Annotated in this window: 14 protein-coding genes, 1 other RNA gene and 1 pseudogene; 7 read left to right on the top strand and 9 right to left on the bottom strand. The window is 71.0% G+C overall.

What is annotated here, in order from left to right; translation table 11 throughout:
- Positions 1–8: 8 nt before the first annotated feature.
- A complete protein-coding gene (locus tag OIC96_RS33985) occupies positions 9–2150 on the bottom strand; it encodes an N-6 DNA methylase (RefSeq protein ID WP_330304190.1) in 2142 nt (713 codons plus the stop codon).
- Between the two features lie 304 nt (positions 2151–2454).
- Between OIC96_RS33985 and OIC96_RS33980 the strand changes: the two genes are divergently transcribed.
- On the top strand, positions 2455–2586 hold the full coding sequence (locus tag OIC96_RS33980; protein ID WP_330304191.1) for a hypothetical protein: 132 nt from the start codon (positions 2455–2457) through the stop codon (positions 2584–2586).
- 113 nt (positions 2587–2699) lie between these two features.
- Entirely contained in the window at positions 2700–4406 is a 1707-nt protein-coding gene (locus OIC96_RS33975) for a DUF6119 family protein (protein ID WP_330304192.1), read from the top strand.
- A gap of 174 nt (positions 4407–4580) precedes the next feature.
- On the opposite strand, the gene rnpB is transcribed toward OIC96_RS33975, so the two are convergent.
- From rnpB to OIC96_RS33955, 4 genes and pseudogenes are all read right to left on the bottom strand, one after another.
- An RNA gene (gene rnpB / locus OIC96_RS33970) (RNase P RNA component class A) lies at positions 4581–4994 on the bottom strand.
- Between the two features lie 148 nt (positions 4995–5142).
- Positions 5143–5922, bottom strand: a pseudogene (locus tag OIC96_RS49950) (DMT family transporter); the annotation flags it as partial.
- A 25-nt stretch (positions 5923–5947) separates the two neighbouring features.
- Complete coding sequence (locus tag OIC96_RS33960; RefSeq protein WP_330304194.1) at positions 5948–6772, bottom strand: AraC family transcriptional regulator; 825 nt, start codon at positions 6770–6772, stop codon at positions 5948–5950.
- Between the two features lie 103 nt (positions 6773–6875).
- Positions 6876–8318, bottom strand: a complete 1443-nt coding sequence (locus OIC96_RS33955; protein ID WP_330304195.1) for an RNB domain-containing ribonuclease — start codon at positions 8316–8318, stop codon at positions 6876–6878.
- Positions 8319–8491: 173 nt separating this feature from the next.
- Here OIC96_RS33955 and yaaA point away from each other — a divergent pair, with 173 nt between their 5' ends.
- Positions 8492–9292, top strand: coding sequence for a peroxide stress protein YaaA (yaaA, locus tag OIC96_RS33950; protein WP_330304196.1), 801 nt, complete (start codon positions 8492–8494; stop codon positions 9290–9292).
- 87 nt (positions 9293–9379) lie between these two features.
- Positions 9380–10024 (top strand): bifunctional 4-hydroxy-2-oxoglutarate aldolase/2-dehydro-3-deoxy-phosphogluconate aldolase, encoded by a 645-nt coding sequence (gene eda / locus OIC96_RS33945; RefSeq protein ID WP_330304197.1) that lies wholly within the window; start codon positions 9380–9382, stop codon positions 10022–10024.
- A 74-nt stretch (positions 10025–10098) separates the two neighbouring features.
- On the opposite strand, the gene OIC96_RS33940 is transcribed toward eda, so the two are convergent.
- Positions 10099–11115 carry a zinc-dependent alcohol dehydrogenase family protein gene (locus tag OIC96_RS33940; protein ID WP_330304198.1) on the bottom strand — a complete coding sequence of 339 codons (1017 nt, stop codon included), beginning with the start codon at positions 11113–11115 and terminating at the stop codon, positions 10099–10101.
- 185 nt (positions 11116–11300) lie between these two features.
- Between OIC96_RS33940 and OIC96_RS33935 the strand changes: the two genes are divergently transcribed.
- The gene (locus OIC96_RS33935; RefSeq protein WP_330304199.1) at positions 11301–12104 is read left to right on the top strand and encodes a helix-turn-helix domain-containing protein; all 804 of its coding nucleotides are present in this window, start codon (positions 11301–11303) and stop codon (positions 12102–12104) included.
- A 27-nt stretch (positions 12105–12131) separates the two neighbouring features.
- Here the strand turns inward: OIC96_RS33935 and OIC96_RS33930 are convergent, their stop codons facing one another.
- Genes OIC96_RS33930 through OIC96_RS33920 form a run of 3 tightly spaced genes read right to left on the bottom strand, consistent with a single transcriptional unit; the run spans position 12132 to position 15016 of the window.
- A complete protein-coding gene (locus tag OIC96_RS33930) occupies positions 12132–13412 on the bottom strand; it encodes a bifunctional RNase H/acid phosphatase (protein ID WP_330304200.1) in 1281 nt (426 codons plus the stop codon).
- A 12-nt stretch (positions 13413–13424) separates the two neighbouring features.
- Positions 13425–14168, bottom strand: a complete 744-nt coding sequence (locus OIC96_RS33925; protein WP_330310070.1) for a zinc ribbon domain-containing protein — start codon at positions 14166–14168, stop codon at positions 13425–13427.
- Positions 14165–15016 (bottom strand): Nif3-like dinuclear metal center hexameric protein, encoded by an 852-nt coding sequence (locus tag OIC96_RS33920; protein ID WP_330304201.1) that lies wholly within the window; start codon positions 15014–15016, stop codon positions 14165–14167. Before OIC96_RS33920 ends, OIC96_RS33925 begins: the two co-directional genes overlap by 4 nt.
- 337 nt (positions 15017–15353) lie before the next feature.
- Here OIC96_RS33920 and OIC96_RS33915 point away from each other — a divergent pair, with 337 nt between their 5' ends.
- Together OIC96_RS33915 and OIC96_RS33910 are read left to right on the top strand one after the other, a co-directional pair.
- A complete protein-coding gene (locus tag OIC96_RS33915) occupies positions 15354–16622 on the top strand; it encodes a hypothetical protein (protein WP_330304202.1) in 1269 nt (422 codons plus the stop codon).
- A gap of 48 nt (positions 16623–16670) precedes the next feature.
- Positions 16671–16844 carry a hypothetical protein gene (locus OIC96_RS33910; protein WP_330304203.1) on the top strand — a complete coding sequence of 58 codons (174 nt, stop codon included), beginning with the start codon at positions 16671–16673 and terminating at the stop codon, positions 16842–16844.
- Positions 16845–16859 lie beyond the last annotated feature (15 nt).

Here is a 16859-nt window from a genome sequence, read left to right as displayed (position 1 = left end):
TCAAGGTGTCAGAGTGCGTGGCTCGGAAAGTCGGGGGCGAGGATCGTGAGGGTGCCGTCGGTGAGGCCGGCGGCCGTCAGACGGCTCAAGTCCTCCAGAGCCGCGGCCTGTTCGCGTAGAAGTGCGGCACGCCGGGCGATCTCGACGAGCAGGGCGTCACAGCGGGCGGCTTCGTCGGGATCCAGATCCGGTATCGCCATGTCCTCGATGCGTCGGGCAGCCCGGACGGCTCCACTGGCGCGGCGGTGTTCGGCCGCCGCCGCACGAAGGAGGGCGGCCAACACACGTGGGCGGAGCGGTCGTTCGGCGCCGGGGCGGACACGTAGGACACGGGCGGGATACGCGACGACCGACAGGCCCTCCTCGTCGACGTAGACCCCGAAGCGGGGGGTGACGGTGATGACCACGTCGCCGGGCTCGGTGAACTGCGCGTGCTCGTACGCCGTCATCAGCACCGTGCGATCGATGCGGTGCGTGCCGACCGGGGCGGTACCGGTGATCTCGGCAGGAGTGAGGACGTCGTAACGGCCCTCGGGTCGAAGGTGCTCGGCGTCGATGCGGTGGCCCGGCAGCTTGCGCAGGCGGCGTTCCTTGAGGAGACGGGTGACTGTGGTGCGCCGTATGGGCCGGTCGGAAGGACGGAGTGTCGCGCGAGTGCGTAGTTCCGGGCGTTGATCGTGCTGGCGATGCGCGGCGTCGGTGAGCCGGCTCAGGCGTACTTCGAGTTCCGAGATCAGGGCGGGGCGGTCGATCACCGCACTGGTGTAGCGGCTGGCGTGGGAACGGTGTTGGGGGGTGAAGGCAATACCTGGCCGGTCGTCCAGAACCTGGATCGGCAGGATGACGCCGTGACGCGGTTCGTGGCGGCCGTCGTCGTCCCAGTTGGCCGTGCGCCAGATGTAGACGTCCTCGCACAGCGCGTCGAGGGTGCGGTGGGTGAGGTCCTGCGCGGAGAGGTCGATGAGGAGGACGCGGCCTCGTCGCTGCTCCTGCGGGGTGCGGTGCAACACCCACAGGGCGGTGCGGTAGGCGGGTCGGTAGGGCATGACCCCACCGGGGAGATTGACGACAGCCTTGACCAGACCAGAAGTGAGCAGGGAGCGGCGCAACCGGTCCGCCTCCCCTCTCGAAGGCAGTGCCTGGGCGAGGGCATCGGCGGGACCGAGCACCACCGCCATGCGGCCGTCCGCGAGGAGGTCGGTCAGGGTCTCTATGCGCTCCAGCGCGACCAGCGGGTCCCGGTCCTCGCCCGCCTCATAAGGGAGCACGGCAGTGATGAGGTCGGGCGCATCGAAGGCTTCGGTGGGCAGCTCATCGCCCTCAACGATGTCGAGTTCGTACTCCGCGATGTCGTGGACCAGGGCCCGGCGCCGGACAAGGCGCACCAGGGACGGGTCCGGATCACAGGCCTGGTAGAGGTGTCCTGTGTCGGTTACGTCCTTGTCGTGCAGGGCCGTCAGGAGGTCGCCGGTCCGCACGTAAGGGATACCGATGACACGGCCGTCCTCCATCTCCTCGATGCCGGAGAGTCGGGCGATGCACTGGGCCATGGCCGGGGTGACTGAATCAGCCGCCAGGTGATGGGCGCCCAGGCGGCGGCGCGCGTCGAGGATCCAGGTGAACGGTTCAGCCGGCGAGTACGCGGTCTCGACCAGTTCGTCGGCCACGGCCCGGAGGCCGTCGAGCTGTTCCCCGGATTGGGCGGCCGCCGCGATCTCACGGGCGAAGAAGGCGTCTTCCTCATCGAAGTACCTGGCGCGCTCAACCAACTCGGGCCAGCCATCGGCGGCAAGCGGCATGTCGTCATGACGGCGTAGGCAGATCAGTGACGTCAGGGTGTCGACGAGGGCCGCTCCCGGCAGCCGCTCGCTCCATGCGGCGAGGGTGTGGAGGGCGAGCTCGCCACGCAGGTGGCGGGTGTCGGCGTTGCCTCGTCCGGTGTCCAGAAGCCATCGGACGACGGCGGGACCGTCGAAGAGCGGGCGGGTGCCGTCGTGCGCCACCGGCGCGGGAAAGTCGGGGTACCGGCGGGCCCAGGTGGTGACGACGGGACGTTGGACCTGAGCCAAGGTCCCGATTTCCGTGTACGTGATCCGCCAGGGCGTCTGGTCCTGCAGGATGGGAGTCGTCGCCTCGTGCTCAGTGGGCATCTGGTCTCCCTCCTCTCCGCAGGCGGATCACGCACGGCTCGTACGTCCTGACGTCGCCGGCTCATCTGCAGGCATCACAGACTCTATCGCCGATCTGAAACTGAGCTGCTCAGGCACCTGATAACCCTGGTTATCAGGCTTTCAATTCTGCTTTCCGCGACCTGTCTGTCACTTTGGATGCGTCAGGCCCCGGCCTTCCGCCGAGGCCCATCGGCCAGGGAGACGCACCGACGTCTCCCAAGCCGCCGGCACCACCACTCCGGTCCCGGATCCCTTCCATTCCCGCAAGAGAGGCAGCCGCGCCATGTCCGCGACCCCCACCCTCGTCCAGCGCCCGACCGACGACTTCGCCGCCCGGACCACGAACCACCGCGCGAACCGCGTCCTCACCGCACTCAGCAGGACAGGCCACGTACCGCACCTGTCCGTGGCTTGACCACGTCAAATCACCTCGACCTCACCGCTCGCCACTTCTTTCAACACCCGTAAGGCACGCACCTGTTATCCCGCCCCGCGCACATCGCGCTCCCCTGCCGCATGGAGGCACTCATGGCCCTTCGCGCCTGCACCCGCACCGTCTACCAGCTCCCCGGCGTCGCCCCGACCGTCGAGGCCATGCTGGAGGCCGTGAACCAGAAGTACCTGAACACCCCGCACGCTGTACTGAGGGTCTCTGCGCCGCAGGAGCCGATCCAGCAGATCGCGGTCATCGTCCCCAACGACAGGGAGCAGGTAGGTTGGGGTGATGTCTTCTCCAGCGGCTACGGAGAGTCCTTCACCATCTCCTCCAGTCGGCCCGCCGCCCTGCATCTGCTCGCCGTCGATGGCATGGTGTACGCCCTCGGCGCCGACATGGGCTACCGGATGCTGGAGGACAGCTACGTCAACAAGCGGTTCGGGCTCGCGTTCGTGCTTCGCGCGGGCGATCCCTACCAGTTGCGGGGGCTCGTGTCCCGCACCATCGGCGAGGCACGCACCGACATCGCGCTGACGCCCGCAGGGAAGCCCGTGCTCAGCTTCGCCGTCCGCGAGCACGCTCAGCACGTCGACCGGCTCGGCGCCTACCTCAAGGATCTCAAGCTCACCCGTTCCCACCTCGGCCGCGTGGAACAGTTCGGTGCGGACGGTGGCGCGGGGCTGCGTATCCCCCTCGGCGTCGAGCGCGAGGACCTGATCGCCGACCTCCGCGAGATCGGACGCGTTCTGCGGGACGAGAAGCCGCAGCCGGAGCTGGAGTTCGTCGAACACATCACGCCGGTCAAGGACGCCGAAACTCTCGAACTCCTCGACATCGCCCTGGATGCCGCCCTCGGTGAGCCCGCCGACGGCCGGATCGTCTCCGCCGTCCCTACGGAACTCTGGCAGCCGTACCAGGCAGCCCGGATGTTCCACATCAGGATCGGCCGCAGCGAGCCCGGCCACCATGACGATTTCGACCTGGCCTATCTTCTGGGCCGCGCCCGCGTACACCGCCAGGGGACGCGCCTGGACGCCGTACGCATGGGCACGGTGAGCGGCTACCTCTATCCCAAGGGCGGCGGCCAGGAGCGTCTGTTCACCACTTCCGCGCTGCGCTGGATCGAGGCCCAGATCTCCGTCGGATCCCGCCGCTTCTGCTTCACCGACGGCGAGTGGTACGAGCTCGGCGCGCGTTTCGTGGAAACGATCCGCGCGATCATCGCCAGGCTCTTCCCGCCGCGCCCCTCGGTGGATCTGCCCACCTGGTACAAGGGCCAGGCCGAGCGCCAGTACAACGAGAGCGTCCCCGACACCCACCCGCAGCTGCTCTGCATGGACCGCAAGAACGCGCGCAACCCCGTCGGTACCAGTTCGAGCCAGTTCGAGGTCTGCGACCTGCTCACCAAGGACGGCACCCTGATCCTGGTCAAGCCCGCCCACGGCGGTTCCGGACCGCTCAGCCACTTGTTCAACCAGAGCATCGTCGCCATCCAGCTGCTCCTGCAGGACGCGGAGGTGCGCCGCCAGTTCACCGAGCGTGTTGCTGCGGAGGCCAAGGACAAGGGCAAGGACGGCTTCTTCCTGCCCGCCGACTTCGTCCCGCGCCGCGTCGTCTTCGCCATCAAGCTGGGCAACGGCGCGACGCTGACGCCGGAGACCCTGTTCCCCTTCTCCCAGATCACCCTCGCCCAGACCGCCCGGGCACTGGAGCAGGCCGGCATCAGCGTGGAGGTGATCGGCATCCCGGAGTCCACGGAGAAGCGCCCGGCGAGGTCGGCCTTTACGTCAGCGGCCTAGTCACCGCCGGCCTCCCCTTCCCCATGGTTCCGAGCACGGTCCGCACCGCCGTTCCGGTGCCCCGTTGCACAAACATGCAGGAACCCCCGGGAACACCCCAGGTCAGCCGGGTACACCCACCACGACGACAAACGGCCCTGCCTCGAGGAAACTCCCCGGTCAGGGCCGTAAAGGCAGACGAGTCGGGCTGTACGCCGGGTTCTGTTCCGAGGGGTCCTCGCGGACCCCCCGGCGACGGCCATCCATCTAGGGCCGGCGTTGCCGTCGGCCTCGTGCGGTCTACCCGCGGACTCGGGCGGGCAGCCCTCGAACGTCCGCGCAGAGCCGCCTTTTACAGCGGCCCCTCTTGACCTTGCTCCGGGTGGGGTTTACCTAGCCGCCTGAGTCGCCTCAGGCGCTGGTGGTCTCTTACACCACCGTTTCACCCTTACCGAGGTCCGTACGGATACGGTCCCCGGCGGTTTGTTTTCTGTGGCACTGTCCCGCGGGTCACCCCGGGTGGCCGTTAGCCATCACCCTGCCCTGTGGAGCCCGGACGTTCCTCGGGGAGGTTCACAAGAACCTCCACGCGGCCGTCCGCCCGGCTCGTCTGCCGTGTCGACCATGGTACCGGGCGTGGGATGCGCCTTGGTCCGGCCGCACCTGCACCCGTCCCCTTCGCCTTCGCCGTCGCCGTCGCCAGTACCGAGCCCGCCAGGATCAGGGTGAAGGCCCCGACGACGCCGGGGGTCAGGGCCTCGTCCAGGAAGATGGCTCCCGCAGCCACCGCGACCGCCGGGTTGACGTACGTGATCACCGTCGCCCTCGTCGGGCCCGCCTCCTTGATCAACTCCAGGAAGGCCACGAAAGCGATCGCCGTGCAGATCACCCCCAGGCCGGCCAGGGCCACCAGGACCTGAGGGGAAGGGGGCGCGGAGGGCCAGGTGGCCGCCGCTGCGGGGGCGTACACCAGCGCCGCCAGGGCCAGGCATGGGGCGGTGAGGTGGAGCGACGGTACGTCCTTCAAGTGGCGGGCCGCGATAACCGGCGCCGTCGCGTAGCCGACCACCGTCAGCAGTACCTCGGCCAGCGAGCGGGTGTCGCCGCCCGTCAGGTGCGGGACGGTGAGGACCGCGACGCCGGACAGGCCCAGCGCCAGGCCCGCGACACGGCGAGCGCCGAGCCGTTCCGTGTCGCCGAAGAGGCGAGCCGCCGCCACGCCGACGATCGGTACGCCCGCGATCAGCAGGCCCGCGGTGGAGCTGGACAGATGGCGCTCGGCGTCCGTCAGGGTCCACCACGGGACCATGATCTCTATGCACGCGAAGGCCAGCATGGGGCGCCAGTGGGTGCGGACGGTTCGGGTCAGGCCGCCTTGGCGTATTGCGAAGGGGAGCAGGAGCGCGGCGCCCACCGTACAGCGCGTGAACACCACCATGGACGGGGAGACGCCGTCCACCGCCACCTTGATCATCAGGTAGGGGATGCCCCACACCACTCCCATCAGGGAGAACAGGAACCAGCCGCGTGCAGTCATGCGGGCAGTTTCGGCCGCCTCGGCGTCAGGTGTCTTGAACGCTGTTGCGGTACGCCGCCGGGGTCACCCCCAGTACCCGTCGGAACCAGCGCGTGAGGTGGGCCTGGTCCGCGAAGCCCACGAGCGACGCCACCTCTGCCGGTCGCAGGCCGGACTCCAGCAGCCCGCGGGCCCTGGTCACCCGGTACTGGGCCAGCCAGGCGTACGGCGGTATCCCCATCGTCGTACGGAAGGCGCGCAGGAGCTGGTAGCGGGACAGGCCCAGATCGGTGGCGAGGGAGGCTAGGGAGGGGGGTGCCTGGAGTTCGTCGGCTAGGCGGTCGCGTACGGCGTGGGCTATGTGGGCCGCTCCCGGGACCGTGTCGCACGCCGGACGGGCTGTCGAGTGGCGACAGGCCAGGGCCGTGAGCAGCCACGGGAGGCGGGACTCGGCCTCCAACGGGTCGGGGCAGACGCTGAGTTCGGTGTGTGCCGTGCGCAGGGCGGCGGCCAGTTCGGGGTCGTCGAGGAGGGGCTCGCGGAAGTGCGGGAGGCCGCCCAGGGTGCCCTCGGTGAGGAGGGAGGGCTCGGCGTACAGGGCGCGGTAGGCGTAGCCGTCGGTGGGGGTGCCTGGGCCGCCGGTGTGCATCTCGCCGGGGGCCAGGACGACGATCGAGCCGGGGCCTGTGTGGATACGGCCGCCTCGGTAGTCGATGATCTCCGAGCCGCCGACGCAGACACCGATGGTGAACTCGTCGTGGGCGTGCGGGGCGTAGACGTGGCGGTCGAAGCGGGCGGTCAGGAGATCTAGCGGGGGGCCGCAGCGGCCGAGCCGCGCTCTGGTCCACAGGGCCTGTTCCCGTGCGCTCACCTTGTACTCGCCCTCCCCGTTCCCGCCGTCCTGGGGGTGGAACGTCTTCAGGCCCCGTTTCCATGCCGCGAACGCCCAGACCGTGGAGGTTGTTCGGAACGGATCACGCCGGCGCGAACTGCACCTTCGCCGTGCCCGGGTCCGCCTGCGTGAGCCGTACCCGCAACCGCTCCCCCAGCGGCAGCTCGGTCGTGCCGCCGGCGATGCGGGCGAAGACGGCCGGTGACTCCAACTGGACGGTTCCGACGGTGGGTTTGTGTTCCTCTACGTCGACCACGCAGGCCTCGAAGAGGTCGCCGACCCGGTCCTTGAGGAGCGCGGCCTCCACGATGTCGACGGACTCGCGCTCGACGGTGCCCGCGCGTCGGGTGCCCTCGGCCATCTGCTGGGGGAGGTCGTCGAGGGCGGCGAGGACCCAGTCAGGGGGCGGCTGGTCGGTGGCGGCCGCGAGGCAGATCTCCGAGGTGTAGCGGTCGGCGAGGCGGCGTAGTGGGGCCGTGCAGTGGGCGTAGGGCGCGGCGACGGCGGCGTGGGAGGTGACCTCGGGGAGGACGCCGTCCCGGAACACCGTGTAGCCCGCGCCGCGCAGCAGTGTCGTGCACTCCAGGAGGAAGGCCGCGTGGTGCGGCCAGTGCGGGTCGAGGGAGCGGATGAGCTGCGCGTAGGAGACGTGGTGCGGCCAGTTGATGCGCAGGGCCTTCGCCGTGCGGCGGAGGCGGCCGACCGCGCCGTCGGGGGCGGCGGGGAGGGTGCGCAGGATCCCCGTGCCGTGCGCGAGCATCAGGTCGGCCGCCGCCATGCCGGTGAGCAGGGAGATCTGTGCGTTCCAGCCGTCGGCGGGGAGCGGGGCGCGGTAGACGAGTTCGTACATCCCGTCTTCCTCGACGATCTCCTGCTCGGGGACGTTGAGCGAGATGCCGCCGCGCTCTACCTCCAGTCGTTCACGCGCCTCCCCGATGTCCTTGAGGAGGGCCAGCGGCTCCTCCGCCGTCCCTTCGTCGATCTGCCGCTGTACGTGCGCGTAGTCGAGCTTGGTGCGGCTGCGTACGAGGGCACGGCGTACGTCGGTCGCCTGCGTACGCCCGTCCGCGTCGAGGTCGATCGTCCACAGCACGGCCGGGCAGGTCTGGCCGGGGAGCAGGCTGGCGGTGCCTTCGGAGAGCTGGGGCGGGTGGAGGGGGATCTTCTCGTCCGGGAAGTAGAGGGTCGTGACGCGGCGGTGGGCCTCGGCGTCCAGGGCGCCGCCGGGTACGACGAAGGCGGCGACGTCGGCGATGGCGTACCGGACGCGGTAGCCGCCGTTCCTGCGTGGCGCGAGGTGCATCGCCTGGTCCAGGTCGTTGGACGTCTGGGGGTCGATGGTGAAGAAGGGGATGTCGGTGGCGTCGTGGGAGGGGAGGGCGGGAGCCTTCACGGCCCGTTCGGCCTCCGCGAGGACCTCGGGCGGGAAGCTCTCGGGGACGCCGAGTGCGGTGCGCAGCGCGGTGAGGGCGGCCCGCAGCGGGGCTTCGGGTGCGCCGGTCACGCGGATCAGGCGGCGGGGCATGTGTCGAGCGTAGGGCGGAGGTGGTGGGGTGGCATCCGGACGTGCGGGCCCACCGGCGAGGAGTGCGGCGGCGCTCAGCAGAAATCCACGGCGTGTGCCCCGGACAGCCGCGGCCTGCGACGGTGGGCGCGGCACGCCGTACGCTGTCGCGGAGCTCTACAGAAGGAGTACGTGTGCTTGTCCTGCTGCCTCCCTCCGAAGGCAAGGCCTCCTCGGGCCGCGGCGCCCCCCTGAAACTGGAGTCGCTGTCGCTGCCGGGACTCACCGCTGCCCGCGAGGCCGTCCTGGACGAGCTGGTCGAGCTGTGCGCGGCCGACGAGGACAAGGCGCGCGAGGTGCTCGGACTGAGTGAGGGCCTGCGCGGCGAGGTCGCCAAGAACACGGAACTGCGGACCGCCGGCGCCCGCCCGGCCGGGGAGATCTACACGGGGGTCCTGTACGACGCCCTGGACCTGGCCTCCCTGGACGCGGCGGCCAAGCGGCGCGCGGGCCGTTCGCTGCTGGTGTTCTCGGGCCTGTGGGGCGCTGTACGGGTGAGCGACCGGATCCCGTCGTACCGCTGCTCGATGGGGGTGAAGCTGCCCGGGCTCGGGGCGCTGGGCGCGCACTGGCGTACGCCGATGGCGACCGCGCTGCCCGAGGCGGCCGGTGACGGACTCGTGCTGGACCTGCGCTCCTCGGCGTACACGGCGGCGTGGAAGCCGAAGGGCGACGTCGCGGGGCGTACGGCGACCGTACGGGTGCTGCACTCCCAGCTGGTGAACGGCGTCGAGAAGCGGTCCGTCGTCAGCCACTTCAACAAGGCGACCAAGGGCAAGATCGTACGCAGCCTGCTGACCACCGGTGCGGCGCCGAAGGGCCCGGCGGAGCTGGTGGAGGCGCTGCGGGACCTCGGGTACGTGGTGGAGGCGGAGGCGCCGGGCAAGGCGGGTAGGCCGTGGGCGCTGGACGTGGTGGTGACGGAGATCCACTGAGCGGCTCACGCCGGGACCAGTAGGGCTTCATTGCAGCATGTGCAACGACCTTTGCGCATGCTGCACTCCCCGGGCAGGATGGCGGGCATGACCTCGCCGCTGCCCTCGTTCCCGCGTGCCTCCGTGCTGGACCTCGCCCCCGTGGTCCCCGTCGTCGTGGTCACGGACGCCGCCGACGCCGTACCGCTGGCTCGGGCGCTGGTCGCGGGCGGGCTGCCCGCGATCGAGGTGACGCTGCGGACGCCGGTCGCGCTGGACGCGATCCGGGCGATCGCGGCGGAGGTGCCGGGCGCGGTGGTCGGCGCGGGCACGGTCCTGTCGCCGGAGCAGGTGACCGACTCGGTGGTAGCGGGCGCCCGCTTTCTCGTCAGCCCGGGCTGGACGGACGTACTGCTCGATGCCATGCGGGCGTCCGGGGTGCCGTTCCTGCCGGGGGTGTCCACCACGTCGGAGGTCGTGACGCTGTTGGAGCGCGGGGTGCGTGAGATGAAGTTCTTCCCGGCGCAGGCGGCGGGCGGTACGGCGTATCTCAAGTCGCTCGCCGGACCGCTGCCGCTGGCGCGCTTCTGCCCGACGGGGGGCATCGGTCCCGGCTCCGCGCCGGAGTATCTGGCCCTGCCCAACGTCGGCTGTGTGGGCGGGACTTGGATGCTTCCCGACGACGCGCTCGCGGCGAAGGACTGGGGACGGGTGGAGCGCCTGGCGCGCGAGGCGGCGGCGTTGCGGCCGTAGCTCAGGCCGCGGCCACAACTCCAAGCCGCGACTGTGGCTCAAGCCACGACCGCGGCTCAAGCCGCAAGCCTGACTCAGGCGACACGGATGACGACCTTGCCGAAGGCCACGCCGCTTTCGTAGTAGCGGAGCGCCTCGTGCACCTCGTCGAAGCCGAAGACGCGGTCGATGACGGGGCGCGTCCCGTGCAGCGCCAACGCCCTGTTCATGGACTCGAAGTGGGCCCGGCTGCCCACGAACACGCGCCGGATGGTCGCCAGGCTCGCCGCGTACGCCGCGTTGGAGATCTCGATGCCGGGCCTGCGCGGGTTGCCGGTGATCAGGAGCACGATGTGGCCGTAGAGCGCGGCGGCGCGCATCGACTGCTCGATGGTGTCGGGGCCGTTGGTCTCGACGACGAGGTCGGCGCCACGGCCACCGGTCAACTCCCGTACCGCCAGGCCCCATTCGGGGTTCTCGGCGTAGTTGACGACGTGGTCGGCGCCGAGGGCCTTGAGGCGGTCCGCCTTGACGGCGCTCGACGTCGTCGCGATGACCTCGGCGCCCAGCATCTTGGCGAACTGCACCACGAAGAGGGACAGCGCCCCGGTGCCGAGCGTCAGCACGGTCTGGCCGGGGGCGAGGGGTTCGCCGCCGGTCAGGGAGTGCCAGGCGGTGACCCCGGCGCAGGGCAGGCAGGCCGCTTCCTCCCAGGTCAGATGGTCCGGGACGCGTACGGCGGCCTCCTGGTCGAGGCGGGCGTACTCGGTGAGCATGCCGTTCAGGGTGGCGCCCGGCTGGTCGAACAGGGCCGGAGTGATCCGTCCGTCGACCCAGTTCGGGAAGTACGTTCCCGCCACCCGGTCGCCGACCGCGAACCGTGTCACTTCCCCGCCCACCGCGACGACTTCACCCGCTCCGTCGCTCACCGGGATCACGTCCGGCACGGCCTTCAGCGGGTAGGTTCCCTTCATGATCAGCAGGTCGCGCTTGTTGAGGGAGACGGCGCGGACGCGGACGAGGATCTCGCGGGGGCCGGGGTCGGGGCGGTCCGACTCGCGCGGGACTATGCCGTCGATGGTGCCCAGCGTTTCGAGGTGGTAGGCGCGCATGTCCGCTCCCTGAGGTGGGCTGTGAGGTGGGCTGTGAGGTCTGCTCTGAGGTGTGCTCTGAGGTGTGCTCCGTTGATGCGTCCATGCTGGTCGAACGGGATACGCCGCTCAATTCCCCATGAGGTATGGCGGAGGTGCGGCGTACGTATGGCGGGACTGTCGTACCCGTGACGTACAACTGACCCATGACCACCAGCACCTCCGTGACCGGACCCCCTCCCTTCGCCCGGGAGCTGTTGCGCTGGCGCACCGCGCGCCGGGTCAGTCAGCTGGAGCTCGCCTCGCGGGCGGGGACGACGCAGCGGTACGTCAGTTTCATCGAGCGCGGGCGTTCGGTGCCCGGCAGAGAGATCGTGATCAGGCTCGCCGAGTCGCTCGGCCTGACGCTGCGGGAGCGCAACGCGCTGCTGCTGGCCGCCGGTTACGCGCCCGCGTTCGCCGAGTCGCCGCTCGACGCGGTCGCGCTGAAGCCCGTACGGGAGGCGTTGGACAGCATTCTCGAAGGGCACCTTCCGTATCCGGCGGTGGTGGCGGGGCCGCGGGGTGAACTCGTCGCGGCCAACGAGGCGTTCGACGTGCTCGCGGAGGGAGCCGCTCCCGAGTTGCTCGCACCGCCGGTCAACGTACTGCGGCTGGCGCTGCATCCTCGCGGGATGGCGTCACGGGTGGTGAACCTGGACGCGTGGGGGCAGCACATCGTGGAGAACCTGCGGGCCCGGGCCGTACGCAGCCCCGATCCGCTCCTCGACGCGCTGGTCGAGGAGCTCGCGGAGTACGTGCCGGCCAGCGAGCCCGGCGCGGACTACCTCGGCTTCGCCGTGCCGCTGCGACTGCGGTGCGCGGAGGGCGAGTTGAGGCTGCTCACCACGCTGACGTCGTTCGCGACAGCGGTGGACGTCACGCTCGCCGAGCTCCACTTGGAGGCGTTCCTCCCGGCGGACCGGGAGACCGCGGAGATCCTCCGGAAGCGCGCGGCCGACAGGGCCTAGGCCAGGCCTAGGGGCCCTGCGGAAGCCTCAGCGGAGGTGGGACGTGTCGTTGAAGAGGCGGACGCTCGCGTTGCCGTCCGCGTAGTACGCCACCGCCGAGAGGGACGCCGCCGACAGTTCCATGCGGAACAGGGACTCCGGCGGGGCACCGAGGGCCAGGCGTACGAGGGTCTTGATCGGGGTGACGTGGGTGACGAGCAGGACGGTGCGGCCCGCGTACGAGGCGATCAGTTTGTCGCGGGTGGTCGCCATGCGGCGGGCGGTCGCGGCGAAGCTCTCGCCGCCGCCGGTCGGTTCGGCCTTCGGGGAGGCGAGCCAGGTCTTCAGGTCGTCGGGGTAGCGCTCCTGCACCTCGGCGAAGGTGAGGCCTTCCCAGGCACCGAAGTCCGTTTCGCGGAGGCCGTCCTCGATGACCACGTCGAGGCCCAGGCGGGCGGCGACGGCGCCCGCGGTTTGCCTGGTGCGGGTGAGGGGTGAGGCCACGATGGCCTGGATGGTGCCGCGGGCGGCGAGGGCGGTGGCTGCGCGTTCGGCCTGTTCTCGGCCCACGTCCGAGAGGGACGGGTCGGTGCCGCCGCTGCCGGAGAAGCGTTTCTGGGGGGTCAGGGGGGTTTCGCCGTGGCGCAGGAGGACGAAGGTGGCGGGGGCGCCCATGTCGGGGGCTGCGCCCCAGCCGACGGTTGGCTGGGGGGTGGCCACGTTTTGCGCGGCCCTCACGTCGTCTTCTGATTTCGCGGCTTCGCCGCGGGGGGATGACGTCATAGTGCCGGTGAGTGGGGGCTGGTCGCGCAGTTCCCCGCGCCCCTTAAGGGGCGCTGCCGAAGCCGGCGGCTTCAAGGCTGCCCTCGCCGCCCTCGCGTCCAGCTCCGCCGTCGACGCCGAGGGAGACCACTGTTCTCCCCGCCGCCCCGCGTCCATCGCCTCGTTGGCCAAGCGGTCCGCGTGCTTGTTCTGCTCGCGGGGGATCCACTCGTAGGTGACCTGGGTGGGCGGGAGGATGCGGGACGCCTCCGCGGCCAGGGGCTTCATGTCCGGGTGCTTGATCTTCCAGCGGCCGGACATCTGCTCGACGACGAGCTTGGAGTCCATGCGGACCCGGACGCGTGCGGTCGGGTCGAGGTCACGGGCCGCCGTCAGGCCCGCGACCAGCCCCCGGTACTCCGCGACATTGTTGGTGGCGATGCCGATGTACTCGGCGCGCTCCACCAGCGTCTCCCCCGTGGTCGCGTCGATGACCACGGAGCCGTAGCCCGCGGGCCCCGGGTTGCCCCGGGAACCGCCGTCGGCCTCGACGATGAACTCCCGCACGCGCCGAACCCCTTACAGGCCGGACTCGGAGGTGCGCACCAGGATGCGGCGGCAGTTCTCGCAGCGCAGCACGGTGTCGGGGGAAGCCTTCTTCACGTCGTTGACCTCGGTGATGTTGAGCTCCAGGCGGCAGCCCTCGCAGCGGCGCTGGTAGAGCCGGGCCGCGCCGACGCCGCCCTGCTGCTCGCGCAGCTTGTCGTAGAGCTTCAGCAGGTCGGCGGGGATGACGCCCGCGATGACCCCGCGCTCCTTGGTCACGGTGGCGGCCTCGTCGTCGAGCTGCTCGAAGGCGGTGCCGCGGCGCGCGGTCGCGTCGTCGATCTTCGACTGGACGGAGGAGACGCGCTCGGTCAGCTCGGCGACCCGCTCCTGGGCGGACTCGCGGCGCTCCATGACCTCGAGGACGACGTCCTCCAGGTCGCCCTGGCGCTTGGCGAGGGAGGTGATCTCGCGCTGGAGGTTCTCCAGGTCCTTGGGGGACGACACGGCACCCGAGTCGAGGCGCTTCTGGTCGCGGACGGCGCGCTGGCGCACCTGGTCCACGTCCTGCTCCGCCTTGGTCTGCTCGCGGGCGCAGTCGCTCTCCTCGGTCGTCGCGGCGACGAGCAGGTCGCGCAGCTGCGTGAGGTCCTTGTTCAGCGACTCGATCTCGGCGTGCTCGGGGAGCGACCTCCGCTTGTGCGCGAGCTGCTGCAGGCGTACGTCGAGGGCCTGGACGTCGAGGAGTCGGATCTGGTCGGCGGGCGCGGCGTTCAGTTGGGGGCTCCTGATGTGTCAGTGATGGAGGCCGCGTGGGCGGTCCAGGGGTCGGTGACCGTCTTGGAGACGTGGACCCTGAGGCCCCATCCCTTCCGGTCGGAGATCTCGTCGAGCTGGGCGGCGGCCAGCTCGCACCAGGGCCACTCGGTGGCCCAGTGCGCCGCGTCGAGCAGTGCGAGAGGACTGTGGGCGCGGGCCTCTGACGCCGGGTGGTGGCGCAGGTCCGCGGTGAGGAAGGCGTCCACGCCGGCGGCGCGTACGTCGTCGAAGAGGCTGTCGCCGGAGCCGCCGCTGACCGCGACGGTCCGTACGAGCGCCTCGGGGTCGCCCGCGACGCGGATGCCCTGCGCGGTGGCGGGCAGCCGCTCGGCGGCGCGTGCGGCGAGTTCGCGGACGGTCAGCGGGTGGTCCAGCTCACAGACGCGGCCCTGGCCCCGGCGGCCTTCGGGGTCGGTGGTGTCCGGCACGAGCGGCCGTACGACACGGAGGTCGAGCGCCCCGGCGAGGGCGTCGCTGACCCCCGGGTCGGCGCGGTCGGCGTTGGTGTGGGCGACGTGCAGCGCGATGTCGTTCTTGATGAGGGTGTGCACGACCCGGCCCTTGAAGGTGTCGGCCGCGACGGTCGTCGTCCCGCGCAGATAGAGCGGATGGTGGGTGACCAGCAGGTTCGCACCCAGCTTCACCGCCTCGTCGACGATGTCCCGGACCGGGTCGACGGCGAACAGGACGCGCGTGACCTCCTGGTCGGGGTCACCGCAGACGGTGCCGACCGCATCCCATCCCTCGGCCCTCTCGGGGGGCCAGAGGGCGTCGAGCGCGGCGATGACTTCAGACAGACGGGGCACGGGGAAAGGCTACCTGGCTTACGTCCGTGCCCGACCGGTCGCGGGCCACTGGACCAGGGCCACGGCTCCGCTGCCCCGCGTCCCGGGCACCGGACGGCTCGCGTCCCCGGCGACGGGCGGCTCGCGTCCCGGGCGACGTACGGCTTGCGCCCCGAACGCCGGACGGCCCGCGGCCCTCGCCCTCCCCCACCCCTGCCTCCCCACCACCGTTCAGCACATCCGCCCCCGTTTCCACAGGCGAATCCCGACATGGCCACCCTTATGTGTGAAGCGGCAGCCCGTCGGTCCCCCGTCTGTGCGTGCGAAAACTAGCTTCGTCGCCGGAGGTGACCGAACGATGACGGCCTGTGCGACGGAGCCCGCGGTGGAGGACGAGAACGAGAACGAGTGGACCGCCGGCCCCGCCTGCGTGATCACCGCTGACGGCACGTACGCGGCACGCCTCGCCCTCGACGGCGAGTCCTGGTACCCGGAGCGCTGGACGCTGGACGGCCCCGAGCCCTACGCCGTACCGCTGCCCGCCCATCAGCCGGAGGAGCCCGGCACGGAGGTTCTGCCGCTGACCGACGGAAGGGTGCTGATCCACCGCGTGGCGGGCGGACGGCACGTCTTCTCTCTGCTGTACCCGACCGGGCCCGGCACCGGCGAGCTGCCGCTCGGCGCGGTGGAGTGCCCCGACGAGGGCACCCGGCTGCGACTGCTGCCGCCCGCGCCGGGCGGGGAGCGCGCATACGCCATCGCCGTGGGCCGTGGCTCCACGGCGGTGTGGCTGGTGGCGGGCGGCGCGTTCGGCCCCGAACACGTGGCGGAGGTGCCGGGCCACTGCTCGGGTGGGGTGTGGCTGGACGGCACGGGTCGGCTGCTGGCCCTGGACCGTGCCCAGGGCGGCCGCACGAAGACCGTGGTGGTGGACCTGGAGCGCGGTGGCGAGATGTCACCGCTCCTCCAGATCGCCGAGCACAGCAACGACCGTCTGCTCCTCGCGGACGCCGACAGCGGGCTTCTCCTCATCCGCTCCGACGCCCCGTCGCCCGGCCACGACCGCCTCGGCTGGGGCGTCATCGGCTCCACCTTGCCGATCCGCTTCCCGGAGTGCCTGCACGCGACGGACTGTGCGGTGACCCCCTTCGCGATCCAGCCGGGCCAGGTCCTCACCCCGGAGAGCTGCGCGGTCGCCCTGCGCATCGACGGCCCGGCGGGCACCTGGCTGGGCCTCTGGCGCCCCGCCGAACGCCAGGTGCACCATCTCCCGGCCCCCGAGGGCTGGCTGGCGGGCACCGGCCTGTGGACCAGAGAGGGGGTGCTCCAACTGCCGTACGCGACGGGGGCGGTGCCGTGCGGGGTGGCGCGGGTGGGAGCACCGAGGAGGACGGGGGAGCCGGACCGCACCACGGATCCGGCTCCCCCGGAGCGCCCACCGGCACGACCGGTACCCCTCCAACAGGCCCCGCTCCAGGGACGGGTGATCCAGACCCCGGGTCCGCACCACTCAGCCCGTCCGGCGCTTGAGGACGAGGCCGTTCAGGCCGACAGCGGGGGCGAAACACATAACGGCTCCGCCACGGACCCGTCACCCACCGACTCCCCCGCCATGACCGCCAGTTAGAATCCCCCGGCTGTAAGAAGGATCTTGCATACGGGGTGAACACGTCACATGAGCGACATCAGCACAATGGAAGCGCCGGGCACCGACACCTACCGGGTTCAGGCCGAAGGCCACGGCAGACACCGCGGCCAGGTCTCCGGCCAGGAGGTCTCCGCACCTGACGCCGAGGCGGCGCCCCACGGCCGCCACCGCAAGCCGTCCGACCAGGACATGTCGGCTTGACGGCACGCAGAACCG

This window comes from Streptomyces sp. NBC_00775 (assembly GCF_036347135.1).
Lineage (GTDB): Bacteria > Actinomycetota > Actinomycetes > Streptomycetales > Streptomycetaceae > Streptomyces > Streptomyces lutosisoli.
The sequence above is the reverse complement of the archived record's forward strand: the minus strand, read 5'-3'. Positions and strand labels throughout refer to the sequence as shown.